Genomic DNA, 19,179 nt, shown 5'->3' with positions numbered 1-19,179 from the left:
TGCACAACCCATACACAACCCATGCATACGCGATTTGCGTTTTTTGTGGAGGGCCGCTTCGTTGCCGCAAGGCACGGCGGCCCTCCCCTTTGGTAAGGGTCTGGCCTTCCCGGGGAACGGAAAGGTTGCCGGATTTGGACCACTAATATATCAGTAAGGGAGTCGCGCGTGGTGGAGGCCAGAGACGCGGCCCATACGGTCAACTTGGGAGGAGACCTCATGACATTCGACAGACTGGTGACACCGGTCAGGGGATTGGCCCTGGCAGCCGCGGTGAGCGTGATCGGCACCGGCGCCATGGCAGCCGAAAAGACCCTGAAGATCCAGACCAGCTCGAACGCGAGCCACGCCTCGCTGGCCTACCTGAACGAAGAGTGGGTGCCGAAGCTGGAAGCCATGACCGGCGGATCGCTGGGCATCGAGTTTCTGCCGGTGGACGCGGTGGTGCCGCGCCGGGAAACCCCGGAGGCCATCGGCGTGGGCATCCTCGACGGCGACCTCACCTCGATCAACTATTTCGCCGGCATCGACCCGGCCTTCGCGCTGATGGGCGACCTGATCGCGGGCTATGACAGCGCCGACCAGATCCAGGCCTATTGCGCGCAGGGCGGCGGCAAGGAGATGCTGCAGAAGCTGATGGACACCCACTACCCCGGCGTGCACGTGGTGGGCTGCGGGGCCTATGCCCGCGAGGCCTTTGTCAGCAAGGTGCCGATCCGGGGCGTGGACGACTTCAAGGGCGTGAAGGTGCGCTCGCCGGAGGGGCTGGCGGCCGATGTGTTCAAGCGCCTGGGCGCGGCGCCCGTCTCGATGAGCGGCTCGGAGACCTATGGCGCACTGGAGAAGGGCGTGATCGACGCGGCCGACAACTCGGCCTATGCCAACAACGACGCCAACGGGATGCACAAGGTCGCCAAATACCCGATCTTTCCGGGGATCCACTCGACCCCGATCCTGCAGTTCACCGTGAGCCAGGCCGTCTGGGACGAGATGAGCGATGCCGAGAAGGTGGCGCTGGAGACCTGGTACCTGGCTGCCTACAACGGGCTGCGCACCTACTTCGACCGTCTCGACCGCCAGCTGGTCGCCCGCGACAAGGCCGCCGGTGAGCTGGAGGTCATCGACTGGCCGCAGGGGGAGCGCGACAAGATGCGCGTGGTGGCTCAACAGGCCTGGGAAGACTTTGCCAAGCAGTCCGAACTGGCCCGCGAAGTCTATGACAGCCACGTGGCCTTCATGAAGGAAGCCGGTCTGCTCTGAGGCGGACGGCAGGCCGCGCCGCCGGGAGGGGCGGCGCGGCGCACCTTTGATTTTCACGACATCGGGCAGGCGGGGAGCGAGGCATGTCGCAGGAGTATGAGGAGCGGCTGGAGCACGCGAACCTCGAGGTTTCGGGGCGGGTTCCGGAAGAGGACGAGGCGCCCGACGTGGCGATGGCCGATTACGGCCCGGTCGACCACTTCAGCCACCTGATGGGGCTCGGGGTTTCGACCTTCTATATCGTCGCGGCGCTGGCCACGCTCTACGAGGTGTTCTCTCGCTACCTGCTCAACGCGCCCACGCTCTGGGGCTTCGAGACGGTGATGGTGATGTGCGCCGCGGCCTGGATGCTTTCGGCGGGCTACGTCACCCTCAAGCAGCGCCATATCGCCATTACCGTGGTGCACTCGCTGGCCTCGAGGCAGACGCGGTGGTGGCTCGATCTCTTTGCCATCCTGGTGGGGATCGTCGCACTCTACATGCTGCTGACCGATGCCTCGATCCGGGCCTACGACTCGGTCGCGCGGCTGGAGAAGAGCGGCTCGGCCTTCAACTCGCCGCTGCCGATGATGATGAAGAGCCTGATGACCATCGGCGCGATGATGTATCTCGCGCAGCTCATGGTGAACCTGCATCGCCATCTCGTCTCGGGCTGGGCGAAGATGGTGGTGAAGGCGCTGGCCGTCTACTTCGTGATCTACTTCGTCGCGGCCTTTCTCGGCCACGGGCTGGGATGGAACCCGGCCTCGGCGGTGAGCGATTTCTTCGGGTCGATCGGCGCGGCGCTGGACCCGTCCAAGGCGCTGAACATGCGGGCGATGGACCTCGGCACGGTGTCGATGCTGATGGTGGTGATGCTGATCGCGCTGATGATGACCGGCATGCCGCTGGGGATCGTCACGCTGATCGTGTCGGTGATCATGGCGGTGGGTTTCTTCGGGCCGCGCGGGCTGTTTCTGGTGTCGTCCAACGCGGTGGGGCTGCTGGAGCACTACTCGCTCGTGGCGATCCCTTTCTTCGTGCTGATGGCCTCGATCCTGGAGCGGGCGGGGATTGCGGAAGACCTGTTTGACGCGATGAGCATCTTTGCCGGCAACCTGCGCGGCGGCGTGGCGGTGCAGACGACGGTGGTGGCGGTGATCCTCGCGGCCATGTCGGGGGTGATGGGCGGCGAGATCGTGATGCTGGGCCTGGTGGCGCTGCCGCAGATGTTTCGGCTCGGCTACGACCGCAAGATCGCGATCGGGCTGATCTGCGCGGCGGGTGCCCTGGCGACGCTGATTCCGCCGTCGATCATCATGATCGTCTATGGCCTCTCGGCCGAGGTGGGCATTGGCGATCTGTTCATGGCCGGCGCGATCCCGGGGATCATGCTGGCGGTGTTCTACGCGAGCTACGTGCTGGTGCGGGTGAACCTGAACCACAGCCTCGCGCCGACGGCGGCGGAAGTGGCGGCGATCACCGGGCGGGAGCAGAAGCTGACCCGGGAGCGGCTGGTCGCGGTGGTGCTCTGCATCGTCCTGATCGCCTCGGTCATGGGCTCGATCTACGGCGGCGTGGCCTCGGTGACGGAGGCCGCGGCGGTGGGCTGCATCGGGGCGCTGGTGGTGGCGGCGGTGCGCTTTCAGTTCAAGTGGGACGTGCTGAGCGCGGCCATGCTGGGCACGATGGCCACGGTGGGCACGATCATCTGGCTGGTGCTGGGCGCGGTCTCCTTCGTGGGCATCTTCAACCTGGTGGGGGGCGGCGAGTTCATGCGCTCGCTGTTCCTCGACCTCGGCCTGAGCGCGATGGGCACGGTGCTGGTGATGATGCTGATCCTGATGGTGCTGGGCACCTTCATGGAGTGGATCGCCATCGTGCTCATCACCGTGCCGGTCTTTGCCCCGGTGGTGATGACGCTGGCGCCGGAACTGGGGCTGACGGAGGACCAGGCGAAGATCTGGTTCGGCATCCTCTTCGTGATGAACATCCAGATCTACTTCCTGTCGCCGCCCTTCGGCCCGGCCTGCTTCTGGCTGAAGTCGGTGGCCCCGAAGGACGTGACCCTGCAGGAGATCTTCATCTCGGTTCTGCCCTTCATTGCGCTGCAAATCTGTGGCCTGCTGCTGGTGATGATGTTTCCGCAGATCGCCCTCTGGCTGCCCGAACTCTTGAACTGAGGAGAGACCCATGATCGGACGCGACTCTCATGACGACATCAACGGCTATGGCATATGGCCCTGGATCGGGGGCATCGTGCTGGCGGCCGTCATCATATGGCTGATGTTCACCTTCGCCCAACCCATCTCCTGAGGACCAAATGAAAAAGCCCGAAGACCTTCGCTCCGCCCGCTGGTTTGCGCCCGATGACCTGCGCTCGATGGGTCACCGCTCCCGTGCCCGGCAGATGGGGCTGGATGGCAACGACTGGGAAGGCAAGCCGATCATCGCGGTGATCAACACATGGTCGGACCTCTCGCCCTGCCACCACCACCTGCGCGACCGCGCAGAGTTCGTGAAGAAGGGGGTTTACCAGGCGGGCGGGATGCCGGTGGAGATGCCGGTGCAGAGTTTCAGCGAGCAGTTCCTGAAGCCCACTTCGATGCTCTACCGCAACTTCGGCGCGATGGAGGTGGAGGAGGTGCTGCGGAGCCACCCGATCGACGGCGCGGTGCTGCTGGGCGGCTGCGACAAGTCCACCCCGGCGCTGGTGATGGGGGCGATCAGCATGGGCCTGCCCTTCGTCTTCATGCCCGCCGGCGCGATGCTGCGCGGCAATTACGCAGGGCAGAAGCTCGGCTCGGGCACGGATGTGTGGAAATACTGGGACGAGCGCCGCGCGGGCACCATCGGCAAGGAGGAGTGGGACGGCGTGGAGGGCGGCATTGCCCGCAGCTACGGCACCTGCATGACCATGGGCACCGCCTCGACGATGATGAGCATTGCCGAGGGCTTCGGACTGTGCCTGCCCGGCGCCTCCTCGATCCCCGCGCCCGACGCGGGCCACAAGCGGATGGCGGCGGCCTGCGGGCGGCGTGCGGTGGAGATGGTCTGGGAGGACCTGACGCCCGAGAAGATCGTGACCTGGGAGGCCACGCGCAACGCGGTGCGGGTGGCGATGGCGACCGGCTGCTCGACCAACGCGGTCATTCACCTGCTGGCGATGGCGCGGCGGGCGGGGATTCCGCTCACGCTCGACGAGTTCGACGCGATCGGCCGCGAGGTGCCGGTGCTGGCCAACCTGCGGCCCTCGGGCGACACCTACCTGATGGAGGATTTCTTCTATGCGGGCGGGTTGCCTGCGTTGATGGCCGAACTCGGCGACAAGCTGGAGCTGGGCGCGATGACGGTGACCGGCAAGACCGTGGGCGAGAACATCGCGGGTGCGAAGAACTTCAATGACGATGTGATCCGGCCGTTGAGCAATCCGGTCTACCATGAGGGCTCGCTGGCGGTGCTGAAGGGCAACCTTGCGCCCGATGGCGCGGTAATCAAGCCCGCTGCCTGCAACCCGGACTTCTGGCAACATCGCGGGCCCGCGCTGGTGGCCGACAGCTACGCCGAGCTGAAGGAGATCATCAACGACGAAGACCATCCGATGACGCCCGACACCGTTCTGGTGCTGCGCAACGCCGGTCCGCAGGGCGGGCCGGGGATGCCGGAGTGGGGGATGCTGCCGATGCCCAAGGCGCTGCTGAAGCAGGGCATTCGGGACATGGTGCGCATGAGCGACGCGCGGATGAGCGGCACGAGCTACGGGGCCTGCGTGCTGCATATCGCGCCCGAGGCCTATGTGGGCGGGCCGCTGGCGCTGCTCAGGACGGGCGACATGGTGGTGCTGGATATTCCGGGGCGAAAGCTGGAGATGGAAGTGTCGGACGAGGAGCTGGCCGAACGGCGCAAGGCCTGGCAGGCCCCTGCCCCGCGCTACGAGCGCGGCTATGGCCAGATGTTCAGCCAGCACATCGAACAGGCCGACAAGGGGTGCGACTTCGATTACCTGCGCACCGATTTCGGTGCCCCGGTGCCGGAGCCGGAAATCAACTAGGAGGTGGGCATGAGCCGGGTGCACGAGGCGCTGGCCGGGATTTCGGGCATTCTCGTCACGCCCTATGGGCCCGATGGCGAGATCGCGCCGGAGCGGCTGGTGCCGGTCATCGACCGGGCCGTGGGCGCGGGCGTGGACATTCTCGTGGTCAACGGGAACACGGGCGAGTTCTACAGCCTGGAGGAGGCCGAGGCGGCGCGGATGTGCTCTTCGGTCGTGGAGATGGTCGACGGCCGCGTGCCGGTGTTTGCGGGCATCGGGCGGAGCATCCGCGAGGCGGAGCGGGCCGCGAGGCACGCGGCAAGGGCCGGCGCGGATGCGCTGATGATTCACCAGACACCCGACCCCTTCGTGAGCCCGCGCGGCTATGCCGATTACGTGAAGCGCGTGGTGGAGGCGGGCGGCGGCCTGCCGGTGATGCTCTATCTGCGCAACGACGGGATGGGGCCCAAGGCGATTGCCGAGATCTGCGCGATCCCCGGCGTGGCGGGGGTGAAATGGGCGACGACCAACGCGCTCAACCTCTCGCGGGCCATCGCGGAGAGCCCGGAGGGAGTGATCTGGGTCGCGGGACTGGCCGAGGTTTGGGCGCCGCCGATGTATGCGATGGGCGCGCGGGGGTTCACCTCCGGGCTGATCAACGTGTGGCCGGAGCGCTCGGTGGCGATCCGGGATGCGCTGGCGGCGGGGGAGTACTCCGGGGCCGGGCGGCTGATCGAGGGGATGCGGGTGTTCGAGGACATCCGCGCCGAGGAGATGGGCGGCACCAATGTGACCGGCGTGAAGGCCGCGCTGGCCCTGCAGGGGCTGGACTGCGGAGCGTGCAGGCCGCCAGGGGCATCGGCCCTGACCGAGCGGCAGGCGGCGGATTTGCGGGGCTTCATGCAGGAGGCGGTGTTGCTGTGAGCGAGGTGATGGAGAAGTCGCCGGTGATCCGGCTGGACGCGGCCGACAACGTGGCCGTGGCGCGGGTGGAGATACCCGCCGGGACGGCGGTGGCGAGCGAGGGCGTGACCGCGTTGCAGGACGTGCCGCTGGGCCACAAGATCGCCACGCGGGCGATTGCCAGGGGCGAGCCGGTGCTGAAATACGCCACCATCATCGGGTTCGCGGGAGAGGACATCGCGCCCGGGACCTGGCTGCACTCGCACAACGTGCTGGTTGACGATTTTCAGAAAGACTACCGGTTTTCAGCGGATTACGTGGAGGCGCAGGTGCTGCCCGAAGAGGAGCGCGCGAGGTTCATGGGGATCCGGCGCAAGGACGGGCGGGTGGGCACGCGCAATTACATCGGCATCTTCATCACGGTGAACTGCTCGGCCACGGTGGCGCGGAAGATCAGCGCGTATTTCGACGAGGAGCGGCTGGCGCAATGGCCGAACGTCGATGGCGTGGTGGCCTTTGTTCACCAGCAGGGTTGCGGCATGGAGATGACCGGCGAGCCGATGGACCTGCTGCGGCGGACGCTGGCGGGATACATCCGGCATCCGAACACCGCCGGCGCGCTGGTGTGCTCGCTGGGGTGCGAGCGGAACAACCTGGGCGAGTTCTTCGCGGGTGAGAGCCTGGAGAGCGGCAAGATGTTGCGGGCGATCACCATGCAGCATGTCGGCGGCACGGCGGCGGCGGTGGAGGAAGGCAAGCGGGTGATCCGCGAGATGCTGGACGAGGCCAATGCGATTGAACGGGAGCCAGTAAGCGCCGAGCACCTGATGGTGGGCCTGCAATGCGGCGGGTCTGACGGGTTTTCTGGCCTCAGTGCGAACCCGGCGCTCGGCAAGGCAGTGGATATCCTGGTGCGGCACGGGGGCACGGCGATCTTGAGCGAGACGCCGGAGCTCTATGGCGTGGAGCACACGCTGACCGCGCGGGCGAAGACGCCGGAGGTGGGGCAGAAGTTCATCGAGCGGATCAACTGGTGGCTGACGTACAACGAGGGCCGCGATGTGCAGATGAACGGGCGGGTGAGCCCGGGCAACAACGCGGGCGGGCTGGCCAACGTGATCGAGAAGAGCCTGGGCGGCTCCAAGAAGGGCGGCTCGACGGGGATCAACGCGGTGTATGAATATGCCTGGCCGGTGCTGGAGAAGGGGCTCGTGATCATGGACACGCCGGGCTACGACCCGGTGAGCGCGACGGGCCAGATCGCGGGCGGGGCCAACCTGGTGTGCTTCACCACCGGGCGGGGCAGCTGCTTTGGCTCGATGCCCGCGCCCACGATCAAGCTGGCGACCAACACGCCGATGTATGCCCGGATGACCGGGGACATGGATGTGAACTGCGGCACGGTGATCGACGGCGACAGGACGCTGGACGAGGTGGGGCAGGAGATTTTCGAGAAGATGCTGGCGGTGGCCAGCGGCGAAAAGTCGAAGAGCGAGGCGCTGGGTGTGGGCGAGGAGGAGTTTGCGCCCTGGCCGATCGGCGTGACGGGGTAGCCGGGGCGAAGATCGCCCACAGGCGCTGATGAGCCTGGCTGGCCGGGGGGGCGCTCGTCCGCCCTTCGAGGCGTCCTCGCGGGGGGCGCGACCTAGAGGATCACCTGCGGTTCGGGGAGGCCGGCCACTCCGGCGGGGGCCGCATAGGTCACGCCCTGCTTGCCATCCTTCTTCATCCCGCCGCAGGCGCTTGTGACGTAGAGCGTCGTCAGGCCCTCGCCGCCAAAGGCCGGGCAGGTGGATTTCTCTCCGTCCACCTCGATCACGCGGTCGGCGGTGCCGTCGGGCAGGTAGCGCACCACGCGGCCCGCGCCCCATTGGGCGTTCCAGAGCGCGCCTTCGCTATCCACCACGGAGCCGTCGGGGTAGAGCCCCTCGGCGCTGAGGTCCACGAAGACCTCCGGCGCGCCGGAGGGCCAGCCTTGGGCATCCAGGGGCGTGCGCATGATCTGGTGGGTCGGGGTATCGGACCAATAGGCGGCGCGGCCGCCGGGCGCGAAGCAGATGGAGTTGCTCACGGTGATGCCGTCGTAGAGCTGGCGCAGCTCGCCCCTGTAGTAGCGGTAGATCGCGCCTGCGCCCTTCTCCTCCGTCTTGCCCATGGTGCCGATCCAGAAGCCGCCCATCGGGTCGGCACGGCCGTCGTTGGAGCGGGTCACCGGGTTGTCGGCCTCGAGCGCGGCCACGTCCTCGCGCAGGCCTGTGTCGAGATCGAAGGTGAAGAGCCGGGTCTCGGAGGCGATGAGCAGGACATCTTCGGAGAGCCAGCCGGCGGCGGAGACCAGCTCGGGGAAGGTCCACTCGTGCGGGCCTTCGTCAGTCTGGGTCAGCAGGCGGGCATCGAGGATGTCGAACCAGAAGAGCTGACGGCGGAGCGGGTGCCAGAGCGGGCCTTCGCCGAGGCGGCAAGCGCGGGTGTCGAAGACGGTGCTCATGGCTGCGCCCCGGGCATGGCCGCGTCATAGGCGGCGGTGATTTCGGCGGCCTTTTCGGCCACCTGCGCCGGGGTATCGCCGGGTTTGTAGAGCGCGGAGCCGATGCCGAAGCCCGACACGCCGGCCGCAGCCCAGTCGGCGAAGTTGGCGGGCCCCGCCCCGCCGACGGCCAGCACCTCGGTGCCTGCGGGCAGCACGGCGCGCATGGCCTTGAGCCCCTCGGGGCCGAGCAGCGAGCCGGGAAAGAGCTTGAGGCCGGTGGCACCGTGGCGGAGCGCGGTGAAGGCCTCGGAGGGGGTCATGATGCCGGGGTAGGAGAGCAGGCCTGCGGCAACACTGGCGTCGATCACGGCGGGGTTGGTATCGGGCGAGACGATGAGGCGGGCGCCGGTGGCGGCGACATCGGCGACCTGTTCGGGTGTCAGCACGGTGCCCGCGCCGATCACCGCCTCGGGGAAGGCCTGCACCATCCGGGCGATGGAGGCGAGCGGGTCGGGCGAGTTGAGCGGCACCTCGATCTTGCTGATGCCTGCGGCGACCAGGGTTTCGCCGATGGCCAGGGCCTCGGGCGGGGTCAGGCCGCGGAGGATGGCGACGATGTTGCGGGTCATGGGCGGCTCCGGTGCAGCGTCAGGCGAGGGCCATGCGGGCGGCGGTGAGGCCGGCCAGCGCGAGGTTTTCGCCATCGTGGATTTCGGGGGCGAGGCCCTGGGCGGCGAGGGCCTTGGCGTAGGGTTCGGTCAGGAGCGGGCCGCCGATGAGGGCGACGCGCTGGCCGAGCCAGTAGGGGCGCGCGGCGGCCAGTTCGAGGCCGATGAGCGTGCCGGACAACCGCGCGCGGGCGGTGCCGGGCGCGAGGCCGGTGAGCAGCGAGGCGGCGCGGAGGGAGAAGAGCGAGGAGGCCAGCCGCTCGGGGCGCGACATGGCCACGGCGGCGGCTTGCGCGAAGGCGGACTCGTCCCAGCCCTCGCCGTGAAGCGCGTGGCGCAGCACCGATTGCGAGGAGAGCAAGGAGAACAGCTCGCCGGTCATGAAGGTACGGAAGCTGACGATCTCTCCGGCGGAGACATGGACCCATTTGGAGTGGGTGCCGGGCAGGCAGAGGATGCCGTCGAACGCAGGGTTGCCGGCGAGGAAGCCTGCGACCTGGGTTTCTTCGCCGCGCATCACGTCGGCCGGGTCGGATTGAGAGACGCCGGGCAGGATGCGGACGCGCAGGCGCGGGTCGTCGGTGGGGGCGCTGACAGGCGGGAGGCCTGCGGGCTTGCAGGGGGCGGCGGCGTAGGGCGCCTCGACCCAGCCCTGCCGGGCCCCGGCCATGCCGCAGATCAGCACGTCGGTGGCGTGGCGGCCGAGCCAGGGCTCGGCCAGCTCGAGGAGGACGGGCTCGTAGCCGGAGGGGTCCAGCTTGCCCATGCCCTTGTTGCTGGAGGCGCGACCGATGACCTCCCCCTCCGGGCCGATGGCCCAGAGGCGCAGGTTGGAGGTGCCCCAGTCGGCCGCGATCCAGCTGGCAATCATGCGCCTTGCAGGTCCTGCGGCAAGATCGCGTCGGGCATGTTCTGGTAGCAGACAGGCCGCAGGAAGCGACGGATCGAGAGCGTGCCCACCGAGGTGGCGCCGAAGTTGGTGGAGGCGGGATAGGGGCCGCCGTGGACCATGCTGTCGGCCACCTCGACGCCGGTCGGGAAGCCGTTGACCAGCAGGCGGCCGGCCTTGCGCTCGAGGATCGGGATCAGCGCCCTGGCGCGCTCGGTGTCGCCATCATCCATGTGGATCGTCGCGGTGAGCTGGCCTTCGAAGCCCTTCGCCAGGGTCTCCATGTCGTCCTTGCCATTGACCCGGACGACGAGACCGAGGGGGCCGAAGACCTCCTCGCCGAGCGCGTGGTCCTGCAGGTAGGCCTCGGCGTCGGTCTCGTAGAGGTTGGGGGAGGCGTTGCGGCCCTCGTCCTCGTTGGTCAGCAGGGGCTGCACGGCGTTGCGGCCGTCGAAGCGGGCCTTGCCGTCCTTGTAGGCCTGGGCGATGCCGTCGGTGAGCATGGTCTGCGGGGCGGCCTTGGAGAGGGCCTCCTTGGCGGCGGTGACGAAGGCGTCACCGGCCTCGCCCTTCTCGACCACGGCGATGCCGGGGTTGGTGCAGAACTGGCCCGCACCCATGGTGAGCGATCCGGCCCAGCCCTCGCCCATGGCCTTGCCACGGGCCTTGGCGGCCTCGGGGAGCACGAACATCGGGTTGACCGAGCCCAGCTCGCCGAAGAAGGGGATCGGCTCGGGGCGCTGGGCGCAGAGGTCGAAGAGCGCGCGACCGCCGCCGAGCGAGCCGGTGAAGCCCACGGCCTTGATCAGCGGGTGCTGGACCAGCGTGGTGCCCACATCGCGCTTGCCGCCCTGGATGAGGGAGAAGACGCCGGGGTGGATGCCGCACTTCCGGATCGCGGCGTCGATGGCCTGGGCCACGATCTCGCCGGTGCCGGGGTGGGCGGAGTGGCCCTTGACGACCACCGGGCAGCCCGCGGCCAGCGCGGCGGCGGTGTCGCCGCCCGCGGTGGAGAAGGCGAGCGGGAAGTTCGACGCGCCGAAGACCGCCACCGGGCCGATCGGACGCTGGACCATCTTCAGGTCGGGGCGGGGCAGCGGCGCACGGTCTGGCAGGGCCTTGTCGTGGCGCACGTCGAGGTGCTTGCCCTCGCGGATGTGGCTGGCGAAGAGGCGGAGCTGGCCGGTGGTGCGGCCGCGCTCGCCCTGGAGGCGGGCCTCGGGCAGGCCGGTCTCGGAGGTGCCGATTTCGGTGATCTCGTCGGCGCGGGCCTCGATCTCGTCGGCGATGGTGTCGAGAAAGGCCGCGCGGGCCTCGCGGGAGGAGTAGCCGTAGGTCCAGAACGCCTCTTCGGCGGCCTCGCAGGCCTTGTTCACCAGCTCGGGCGTGCCGACGGGGTAGTCGAAGGCCTCGCCATGAGCGGGCTCACTCTTGAAGGTGCCGTTGCCGTCGAGCCATTCGCCGGCGATCAGGTGTTTTCCCTTGGGGGTAAAGCTCATGGGTCTCCTCACTTGCCCCATTTCAGGGCGATCAAATCGAGTTCTTTTGCGAGTTGCAGCAGGCGTGACCTGGTGCGCTGCGACATGGGTTTCAAGGGGTGGCGGACGTGGTCGGAGCCGATCACGCCGCCCTCCATCATCACCGTCTTGGCGGCGCGGAGGCCGCATTGGCGGTTTTCGTGGTTGATCAGCGGCAGGCAGCGTTTCCAGCCTGCCAGCGCGGCATCGAGATCGTCGGAGCGGTAGTTGGCGACGATCGGGCCGATCAGCTCGGGCTGCAGCGCCGAGGTCATGGTGCCGGTGCAGCCTGCGTCGAGGTCGGCCAGCAGGGTCACGGCCTCCTCGCCGTCGAAGGGGCCGACGATGTGCTCGCCGCCCTGTTCGATCAGGGCTGCCAGCTTGTCGGCGGCAAAGGGGGTCTCGATCTTGAAGTAGGACACATGCTCGATTTCGCGGGCCATGCGGACCAGCGTGGGCACCGGCAGGGAGACGCCGGAGAGCGGCGCGTCCTGCACCATGATCGGGATGGAGATGGCATCGGAGACGGCCTGGAAATGCTCCATGATCCCGGCCTCGGCGGGCACGAGGCCCACGCCGTGGTAGGGGGGCATCATCATCAGCATGGAGGCGCCGAGGCTCTCGGCATATCTGGCGCGGTCCACCACGATCTGCGTGGAGAAATGCGAGACGGTGACGATCACCGGCACGCGGCCCGCGACATGCTCGAGGCTGACGCGGGTGAGCAGGGCGCGCTCCTCGTCCGACAGCACGAACTGCTCGGAATAGTTGGCGAGGATGCAGATGGCATCCACCCCCTGGTCGATCATGCAATCGAGGACGCGGCGCATCCCCTCTTCGTCCACGGCGCCTTCAGCGGTGAAGGGCGTGGGCGCGACAGGGAGGATTCCGGTAAGCGGGCTTTGCATGGGCTGTCCTTACGTCAGATGCGGGTGACATGAAACCGGGAAACCTGCCGGTAGGTCTGGCCCGGGTTGAGGGTGATCTGGGGATAGTCCGGGTGGTTGGGCGCGTCGGGCCAGTGCTGCGGCTCGATGGCCACCCCGGCGTGGGGGCCGTAGGGCTTGCCGGTATGGCCGGGGGCCTCGGAGTTGAGGCCGGAGCCGTCATAGACCTGCAAGCCGGGCTCGGTGGTGTCGATCTCCAGTTGCAGGCCGGCGGCGCGGAGGGTGCAGGCCGGGCGCATGACCGTGCCCGGATCGCGCAGGCAGAAGTTGTGATCGAGCCCAGGCGCGTCGGTGGCCATGGTGATGGCGCGGGGCTGGCGGAAATCGAACCGGGTGCCGGCGAGGGGGGCGGGGCCGTTCTGCGGGATCTTGTGGGCATCGACGGCGAGGTAGCTGTCGGCATCCACCTGCAGCGTGTGGCCGTCGAGCGTGGGGGTGCCGTCGAGGTTCCAGTAGCTGTGGTGGGCGATGTTGCAGAAGGTGGGGGCGTCGGTGGTGCCGGTGATCTCCAGCGTCAGCGCGCCCTCGGCATCGAGGCTGTAGGTCGCGGTGAGGGCGAGGTTGCCCGGGTGGCCGCCCTGCCCGTCGGCCAGGGTGACGGCGAACCGCGCGGAGGTGGCGCTGGCCTCGGCGAGCTGCCAGTTGATGTAGCCGCAGCCGTCGGAGCCGCCGTGGAGTGCGGTGCGACCCTCTTCGTTGGTCTCGAGCTGCAGGGTGGTGCCGTTGAGCGGCGCGCGCCCGCCCGCGATGCGGTTGGCGGCGCGGCCCACGATGGCGCCGTAATTGCGCATACGGGTGCGGTAGGGCTCGAAGACCGGGGAGCCGAGGACGAGGCTGTGCTCGATGCCGTCAAGGCGGAAGTCCTGAAGGGTCGCGCCCCAGGTCATGACCCGGGCCGTGGCGGGGCCGTTCTGCAGGGTGACGATCTCGACCACGTCGCCCTCGGGGGTGGTGGCGAAGATCTCTCGGTTCTCATCGGGGGTCATTCGTGGAAAGGCTCCGTAAGGCTGCGGTGTCCGAGGGTGAAGGCATCGGCGACATGGCGCATGGGCGCAAGGTCCATGTCGATCTCGCCGCGGGCGACCAGGCGGGCGAGATTGGCGTAGAGGCGCGGGTATTCGCCCTTGAGCGCGTCGGCGTCCTCGCCCTGTTCGCTGCCGTCGATCTGGAGCCGCGCGCCGCCGTCGAGCAGCTTGAGGGTGCCTTGGGTGGTTTCGGCCTCGATCTCCCAGGTCTGATCGCCGGTCTGGCGCCAGTCGAACACCATGTCGACCTGCGCCGTGGGGTGGGCGAAGGCGAGCTGGGCACCGATCGGGGCCTGGCAGTTCTCGGGCACCTCGAGCGTGGCGGCGGTGAGGTGGATCGGGTCGGGGAGGATCTCGGTCACGATGGAGAGGGCGTTGATACCCGGGTCGAAGACGCCGAGCCCGCCGGGCTGCCAGATCCAGGCCTGGCCGGGGTGCCAGCGGCGCACGTCTTCCTTCCAGGTGACGGTGAAGCGGGTGAGCTTTTTGTCGGCCAGCCATGCCTTTGCGGCGGGGACCATGGCGGCCTCGCGGCTGTGCCAGGAGGCATAAAGGGTGACGCGGTGCTGGCGGGCGAGCGCTTCGAGCGTGTGGCACTCGGAGAGAGTCGCGCCCGGGGGCTTTTCGAGCATCACGTGGCGGCCTGCCCGGATGGCCTCGGCCGCGAGGGCAAAGCGCGGCACGGGCGGGACGCAGAGCGAGACGACGCGGATCTCGGGGTGGGCGTCGAGCATCTCGGAGAGCTGCGTGTAGGCGGCGACACCCTCCACCGTGCCGTGGCGGGAGACGGTGGCGGCGAGCTCCCAATCGGGAGAGGCCGCGATGGAGGGCACGTGCTGATCCACCGCGATCTTGCCGATGCCGACGAGGGCGATTTGCATGATGGTCTCCTTGGGTGGTGGGAAGATTGCCCCCGGAAGGGGAGCAGATTGCCCACTCTGCTAGTGCGAGTCTCTGCCGACGTCGTTGCCCCGGCAGCCTTGGAGGAAATCGAGATCCGCCCCCGTATCGGCCCCCATGACGTGCTGCTGGTGCAGCCAGGCGTAGCCCGACTTCGGCTGCTCGTGGGTGGGCGTCCAGGCCGAGAGGCGCTCGGTGAGTTCGGCCTCGGGGATATCGAGGTGGAGGCGGCGGTTCGCCACGTCGACCTCGATCATGTCACCGCTCCGCACCACCGCGAGCGGGCCACCGGCGGCGGCTTCGGGAGAGGTGTGGAGGATCACGGTGCCATAGGCGGTGCCCGACATGCGGGCATCGGAGATGCGGACCATGTCGGTGATTCCCTTCTTCAGCACCTTGGGCGGCAGGCCCATGTTGCCGACCTCGGCCATGCCGGGATAGCCCTTTGGGCCGCAGTTCTTCATCACCATGATGCAGGTCTCGTCGATGTCGAGCGCATCATCGTTGATGCGGGCCTTGTAGTCGTCGATATCCTCGAACACCACGGCGCGGCCCTTGTGCTGGAGCAGCGACGGCGTGGCGGCGGAGGGCTTGAGCACCGCGCCGCCGGGGGCGAGGTTGCCCTTGAGCACGACGATGCCGCCCGATTGGGTGAGGGCCTTTTCGGCAGGGAGGATCACGTCGTCGTTGTGGTTGACGGCGTCCTTAACCTCGTCCCAGATCGCGCCGCCGGAGACGGTGAGCGCCTCGCGGTGCAGCACGCCGGCCTCGCCGAGGCGCTTGAGCACCACCGGAAGGCCGCCGGCGTAGAAGAACTCCTCCATCAGGTATTTGCCGGAGGGCATGAGGTTGACGATGGTGGGGATGTCGCGGCCGCAGCGGTCCCAATCCTCGAGCGTCAGGTCCACGCCGCAGCGGCCGGCCATGGCGAGGAGGTGGATCACCGCGTTGGTGGAGCCGCCAATGGCGGCGTTGGTGCGGATGGCGTTTTCGAAGGCCTGCTTGGTCATCACGTCGGAGGGCTTCAGGTCGTCCTTCACCATCTGCACGATGCGGCGGCCGGAGAGCTGGGCCATGACGCGGCGACGGCTGTCGACCGCCGGGATGGCGGCGTTGCCGGAGAGGGCCATGCCGAGGGCCTCGGCCATGGAGGCCATGGAGGAGGCGGTGCCCATGGTGTTGCAGGTGCCGGTGGAGCGGGACATGCTTTGCTCGGCCTCCAGGAACTCCTCCTGGGTCATCTTGCCGGCCTTCACATCCTCGGAGAACTTCCACAGGTGGGTGCCGGAGCCGACGCGCTCGCCCTGAAAGTAGCCGTTGAGCATGGGGCCGCCGGTGACGACGATGGCGGGCAGGTCGACGGAGGCGGCGCCCATCATCAGCGAGGGGGTGGTCTTGTCGCAGCCGACCATGAGCACGCAGCCGTCGATCGGCTGGCCTCTTATCGTTTCCTCGACGGCCAGGGCCGCGAGGTTGCGGAACATCATGGCGGTGGGGCGGTAGGTGTTCTCAGACGCCGAGAACACCGGCACCTCGACCGGGAAGCCGCCGGCCTCCCAAACCCCGGCCTTGACCTTTTCGACCAGCTCCTTGACGTGAGACCCGTTGCAGGGGGTCAGCTCGGACCAGGTGTTGAGGATGCCGATGACCGGGCGGCCATCGAAGAGGTCATGCGGGTAGCCCTGGTTCTTCAGCCAGCCGCGATGGTAGATCGTGTCGCGGGAGTTGCCGCCATACCAGTGCTGGGAGCGGAGCTTGCGGGGCCATTCGGCGGGTTGGAAGGTCATGTCTCAGCCCTGCTTGGATTTGTTGTAGACATCGAAGAGCACGGCGGCGAGCAGCACAAGGCCCTTGATGACCTGCTGGTAGTCGATGCCGATGCCCATGATCGACATGCCGTTGTTCAGCACGCCCATCAGGAAGGCGCCGACCACGGCGCCGACGATCTTGCCAACGCCGCCCGACATCGACGCACCGCCGATGAAGACCGCCGCGATCACGTCGAGCTCGAGCGCGAAGCCGGCCTTGGGCGTGGCGGTGTTGAGGCGGGCGGCGTAGACGAGGCCCGCGATGGCCGCCAGCACGCCCATGTTGGCGAAGGCGAGAAAGGTGAGCCGCTCTGTCTTGATGCCCGAGAGCTTGGCGGCCTTCTCGTTGCCGCCAAGGGCGTAGACCCGCCGCCCGATGGTGGTTTGCTCGGTGACGAAGGCGTAGATCACCGTCAGCACGCCCATGGTGATGAGCACGTTGGGCAGGCCGCGGAAGGTGGCCAGCTTGTAGCAGATGAAGATCAGCGCGGCGGAAACGATCAGGTTGCGGGCGATGAAGAAGGCACGGGGCTCGTCCTCGATGCCGTAGGCCTTGTTGCGGGCGCGGGTGCGCATGCCGAGCCAGGTGATGATGCCCGCGGCGACCACCCCGGTGAGCAGGGCCAGCACGTTGACCTGCCGCGCGCCGAAGACCCCGGCGAGGCTTTCGCCCAGCGCGGCGGGGAAGGGATCGGGGATGAAGCCGTTTGCGATGACCTGGAATTCACGCGGGAAGGGGCCGACGGACTGGCCTTCGAGCAGCCAGAGCGAAGCGCCGCGAAACACCAGCATCCCGGCCAGGGTCACGATGAAGCTGGGCACTTTCCAATAGGCGACCCAGTAGCCCTGCGCCGCCCCGATCAGCCCGCCCGCGACGAGGCAGATCAGGCCGGTGACATAGAGGTTCCAGCCCCAGTTGACGATCATCACCGCCGCCAGCGCGCCGATGAAGCCCATGACGGAGCCGACGGAGAGGTCGATGTTGCCCGAGACGATCACCACCAGCATGCCCAGCGCCATGATGATGATGTAGCTGTTTTGCAGCATCAGGTTGGTGATGTTCACCGCGCGGAACAGGGTGCCTTCGGTCACGATCTGGAAGAAGACCATGATGAAGATGAGCGCGAAGAGCAGGCCGTATTCGCGCAGGTGGCTCTTCAGGTAGGAGCCGATGCTCTTGCGTTCATGGGTTTCGGAGTCTTCTGCGAGTGCCATTTCTCTTCCCTCAATCGGTCACGATGAGCGACATGATGCGCTCCTGGCTGGCCTCTTCGGCGGTGAGTTCGCCGACCAGCTCGCCTTCGTTCATCACATAGATGCGGTCGCACATGCCGAGCAGTTCGGGCATTTCCGACGAGATCATGATGACCCCCCTGCCCTGCGCCGAAAGCTCGTTGATGATGCCGTAGATCTCGAACTTCGCGCCCACGTCGATGCCGCGGGTCGGCTCGTCGAGGATGAGCACCTGCGGCTCGGCGAAGAGCCATTTGGAGAGCGCGACCTTCTGCTGGTTGCCGCCCGAAAGGTTCATCACCGTCTGGAACACCGAGGGCGTGCGGATGTTCATGGCGCGGCGGTACTTTTCGGCGACCTTGGTCTCTTCGGCCTCGTTGAGCACGCCGGCGCTGGAGACCTGCGGAAGGTTGGTCAGCGTGATGTTGCGCTGGATGTTCTCTTCGAGGATCAGGCCCAGGCTCTTGCGGTCCTCGGTAACGTAGGCGAGCCCGGTCTGGATGGCGCGGGGGACGGTGGAGGTATCGACGGGCGTGCCGCCGATCTCCACGCTGCCCGAGATGTTGCGCCCGTAGCTGCGCCCGAAGATCGACATGGCCAGCTCGGTGCGCCCCGAGCCCATGAGGCCGGCGATGCCCACCACCTCGCCGGCGCGTACGGTGAGATCGGCGTTGCGGATGACCTGCCGGTCGCTGTGCTCGGGGTGCCAGACGTTCCAGCCCTTGACCTGCATCAGCACGTCGCCCGCGCGGCGGGTGCGCTCGGGGTAGCGGTGGGCCATGTCGCGGCCGACCATGTCGCGCACGATGCGGTCTTCGGTGATGCCGCCCTCGCGGGCGTCCATGGTGGAAACCGTGGTGCCGTCGCGGATGACGGTGACGGTATCGGCCACGCGGCGGACCTCGTTCAGCTTGTGGCTGATGATGATCTGGGTGACGCCCTGGGCCTTCAGCTCCAGCATCAGGTCGAGCAGGGCCTGGCTGTCGGACTCCGAGAGCGCGGCGGTGGGCTCGTCGAGGATCAGCAGGCGGACCTCCTTGGAGAGGGCCTTGGCGATCTCGACCAGCTGCTGTTTGCCGACGCCGATCTTGTCGACCATAGTGGTGGGCGGCTCCCTGAGCCCCACCTTGCGCAGCAGTTCCTCGGTGCGGCGGTTGGTCTCGCGCCAGTCGATGACGCCGCCCTTGCTGCGCTCGTTGCCGAGAAACAGGTTTTCGGCGATCGAGAGCAGGGGCACCAGGGCAAGCTCCTGGTGGATGATGATGATGCCCCGCGCCTCGCTGTCGGAGATGGTGCGAAACTCGGCCAGCCCGCCGTCGTAGTGGATTTCGCCTTCGTAGCTGCCCACGGGATAGACCCCGGAGAGCACCTTCATCAGCGTGGACTTGCCGGCGCCGTTTTCTCCCACCAGCGCGTGAATCTCGCCTTGCTTCACGGTGAGGTTCACCGTGTCGAGGGCCTTCACGCCGGGGAATTCCTTGGTGATCGAGCGCATTTCGAGCAGCGCGGTCATGCTCTTGCCTCCGCCTGGGATGGGGCCCGCGCGT

The 19,179-nt window shown here is 67.7% G+C and carries 16 protein-coding genes; 6 read left to right on the top strand and 10 right to left on the bottom strand.

Annotated features, from left to right (window positions below):
• Nucleotides 1-219 precede the first annotated feature (219 nt).
• From BUR94_RS19180 to BUR94_RS19155, 6 genes are all read left to right on the top strand, one after another.
• Nucleotides 220-1,260 carry a TRAP transporter substrate-binding protein gene (locus BUR94_RS19180; RefSeq protein WP_074258041.1) on the top strand — a complete coding sequence of 347 codons (1,041 nt, stop codon included), beginning with the start codon at nucleotides 220-222 and terminating at the stop codon, nucleotides 1,258-1,260.
• 83 nt (nucleotides 1,261-1,343) lie between these two features.
• Nucleotides 1,344-3,422 carry a TRAP transporter large permease subunit gene (locus tag BUR94_RS19175; RefSeq protein WP_074258040.1) on the top strand — a complete coding sequence of 693 codons (2,079 nt, stop codon included), beginning with the start codon at nucleotides 1,344-1,346 and terminating at the stop codon, nucleotides 3,420-3,422.
• Between the two features lie 10 nt (nucleotides 3,423-3,432).
• Nucleotides 3,433-3,555: a dihydroxy-acid dehydratase gene (locus BUR94_RS19170; protein WP_074258039.1), complete on the top strand. Its 123-nt coding sequence runs from the start codon at nucleotides 3,433-3,435 to the stop codon at nucleotides 3,553-3,555.
• A 7-nt stretch (nucleotides 3,556-3,562) separates the two neighbouring features.
• Complete coding sequence (gene araD, locus BUR94_RS19165; RefSeq protein ID WP_074258038.1) at nucleotides 3,563-5,290, top strand: L-arabinonate dehydratase; 1,728 nt, start codon at nucleotides 3,563-3,565, stop codon at nucleotides 5,288-5,290.
• Between the two features lie 9 nt (nucleotides 5,291-5,299).
• A complete protein-coding gene (locus tag BUR94_RS19160) occupies nucleotides 5,300-6,196 on the top strand; it encodes a dihydrodipicolinate synthase family protein (RefSeq protein ID WP_074258037.1) in 897 nt (298 codons plus the stop codon).
• Nucleotides 6,193-7,728: a UxaA family hydrolase gene (locus BUR94_RS19155; RefSeq protein ID WP_342745219.1), complete on the top strand. Its 1,536-nt coding sequence runs from the start codon at nucleotides 6,193-6,195 to the stop codon at nucleotides 7,726-7,728. Before BUR94_RS19160 ends, BUR94_RS19155 begins: the two co-directional genes overlap by 4 nt.
• Before the next feature lie 92 nt (nucleotides 7,729-7,820).
• Here BUR94_RS19155 and BUR94_RS19150 read toward each other — a convergent pair whose 3' ends face one another.
• From BUR94_RS19150 to mmsA, 10 genes are read right to left on the bottom strand one after another with little or no spacing between them, the layout of a single operon-like run.
• Nucleotides 7,821-8,663 (bottom strand): SMP-30/gluconolactonase/LRE family protein, encoded by an 843-nt coding sequence (locus BUR94_RS19150; protein WP_074258036.1) that lies wholly within the window; start codon nucleotides 8,661-8,663, stop codon nucleotides 7,821-7,823.
• Nucleotides 8,660-9,274 (bottom strand): 2-dehydro-3-deoxy-6-phosphogalactonate aldolase, encoded by a 615-nt coding sequence (locus BUR94_RS19145; RefSeq protein WP_074258035.1) that lies wholly within the window; start codon nucleotides 9,272-9,274, stop codon nucleotides 8,660-8,662. Before BUR94_RS19145 ends, BUR94_RS19150 begins: the two co-directional genes overlap by 4 nt.
• A 19-nt stretch (nucleotides 9,275-9,293) precedes the next feature.
• Complete coding sequence (locus BUR94_RS19140) at nucleotides 9,294-10,184, bottom strand: 2-dehydro-3-deoxygalactonokinase (protein ID WP_074258034.1); 891 nt, start codon at nucleotides 10,182-10,184, stop codon at nucleotides 9,294-9,296.
• Complete coding sequence (locus BUR94_RS19135; protein ID WP_074258033.1) at nucleotides 10,181-11,701, bottom strand: aldehyde dehydrogenase (NADP(+)); 1,521 nt, start codon at nucleotides 11,699-11,701, stop codon at nucleotides 10,181-10,183. The genes BUR94_RS19140 and BUR94_RS19135 overlap by 4 nt, the downstream gene beginning before the upstream one ends.
• 8 nt (nucleotides 11,702-11,709) lie before the next feature.
• Nucleotides 11,710-12,627, bottom strand: coding sequence for a dihydrodipicolinate synthase family protein (locus BUR94_RS19130; RefSeq protein ID WP_074258032.1), 918 nt, complete (start codon nucleotides 12,625-12,627; stop codon nucleotides 11,710-11,712).
• A gap of 14 nt (nucleotides 12,628-12,641) precedes the next feature.
• Nucleotides 12,642-13,652 carry an aldose epimerase family protein gene (locus tag BUR94_RS19125; RefSeq protein WP_074258031.1) on the bottom strand — a complete coding sequence of 337 codons (1,011 nt, stop codon included), beginning with the start codon at nucleotides 13,650-13,652 and terminating at the stop codon, nucleotides 12,642-12,644.
• Nucleotides 13,649-14,572 (bottom strand): Gfo/Idh/MocA family protein, encoded by a 924-nt coding sequence (locus tag BUR94_RS19120; RefSeq protein WP_074258030.1) that lies wholly within the window; start codon nucleotides 14,570-14,572, stop codon nucleotides 13,649-13,651. The genes BUR94_RS19125 and BUR94_RS19120 overlap by 4 nt, the downstream gene beginning before the upstream one ends.
• A gap of 60 nt (nucleotides 14,573-14,632) precedes the next feature.
• Entirely contained in the window at nucleotides 14,633-16,378 is a 1,746-nt protein-coding gene (araD, locus tag BUR94_RS19115; RefSeq protein ID WP_074258029.1) for an L-arabinonate dehydratase, read from the bottom strand.
• 3 nt (nucleotides 16,379-16,381) lie between these two features.
• Entirely contained in the window at nucleotides 16,382-17,614 is a 1,233-nt protein-coding gene (gene mmsB, locus BUR94_RS19110; protein ID WP_074258028.1) for a multiple monosaccharide ABC transporter permease, read from the bottom strand.
• A 10-nt stretch (nucleotides 17,615-17,624) separates the two neighbouring features.
• A complete protein-coding gene (gene mmsA, locus BUR94_RS19105; RefSeq protein ID WP_074258027.1) occupies nucleotides 17,625-19,145 on the bottom strand; it encodes a multiple monosaccharide ABC transporter ATP-binding protein in 1,521 nt (506 codons plus the stop codon).
• Nucleotides 19,146-19,179: the final 34 nt, after the last annotated feature.

It is taken from the genome of Vannielia litorea, from assembly GCF_900142295.1.
Classification (GTDB): Bacteria; Pseudomonadota; Alphaproteobacteria; order Rhodobacterales; family Rhodobacteraceae; genus Vannielia; species Vannielia litorea.
This window is presented reverse-complemented; position numbering and strand designations above follow the sequence as displayed.

Coding starts and splice junctions, on each gene's coding strand:
- BUR94_RS19180 (WP_074258041.1), top strand. CDS start 220: ATGACATTCGACAGACTGGTGACACCGGTCAGGGGATTGGCCCTGGCA.
- BUR94_RS19175 (WP_074258040.1), top strand. CDS start 1,344: ATGTCGCAGGAGTATGAGGAGCGGCTGGAGCACGCGAACCTCGAGGTT.
- BUR94_RS19170 (WP_074258039.1), top strand. CDS start 3,433: ATGATCGGACGCGACTCTCATGACGACATCAACGGCTATGGCATATGG.
- araD (WP_074258038.1), top strand. CDS start 3,563: ATGAAAAAGCCCGAAGACCTTCGCTCCGCCCGCTGGTTTGCGCCCGAT.
- BUR94_RS19160 (WP_074258037.1), top strand. CDS start 5,300: ATGAGCCGGGTGCACGAGGCGCTGGCCGGGATTTCGGGCATTCTCGTC.
- BUR94_RS19150 (WP_074258036.1), bottom strand. CDS start 8,663: ATGAGCACCGTCTTCGACACCCGCGCTTGCCGCCTCGGCGAAGGCCCG.
- BUR94_RS19145 (WP_074258035.1), bottom strand. CDS start 9,274: ATGACCCGCAACATCGTCGCCATCCTCCGCGGCCTGACCCCGCCCGAG.
- BUR94_RS19140 (WP_074258034.1), bottom strand. CDS start 10,184: ATGATTGCCAGCTGGATCGCGGCCGACTGGGGCACCTCCAACCTGCGC.
- BUR94_RS19135 (WP_074258033.1), bottom strand. CDS start 11,701: ATGAGCTTTACCCCCAAGGGAAAACACCTGATCGCCGGCGAATGGCTC.
- BUR94_RS19130 (WP_074258032.1), bottom strand. CDS start 12,627: ATGCAAAGCCCGCTTACCGGAATCCTCCCTGTCGCGCCCACGCCCTTC.
- BUR94_RS19125 (WP_074258031.1), bottom strand. CDS start 13,652: ATGACCCCCGATGAGAACCGAGAGATCTTCGCCACCACCCCCGAGGGC.
- BUR94_RS19120 (WP_074258030.1), bottom strand. CDS start 14,572: ATGCAAATCGCCCTCGTCGGCATCGGCAAGATCGCGGTGGATCAGCAC.
- araD (WP_074258029.1), bottom strand. CDS start 16,378: ATGACCTTCCAACCCGCCGAATGGCCCCGCAAGCTCCGCTCCCAGCAC.
- mmsB (WP_074258028.1), bottom strand. CDS start 17,614: ATGGCACTCGCAGAAGACTCCGAAACCCATGAACGCAAGAGCATCGGC.
- mmsA (WP_074258027.1), bottom strand. CDS start 19,145: ATGACCGCGCTGCTCGAAATGCGCTCGATCACCAAGGAATTCCCCGGC.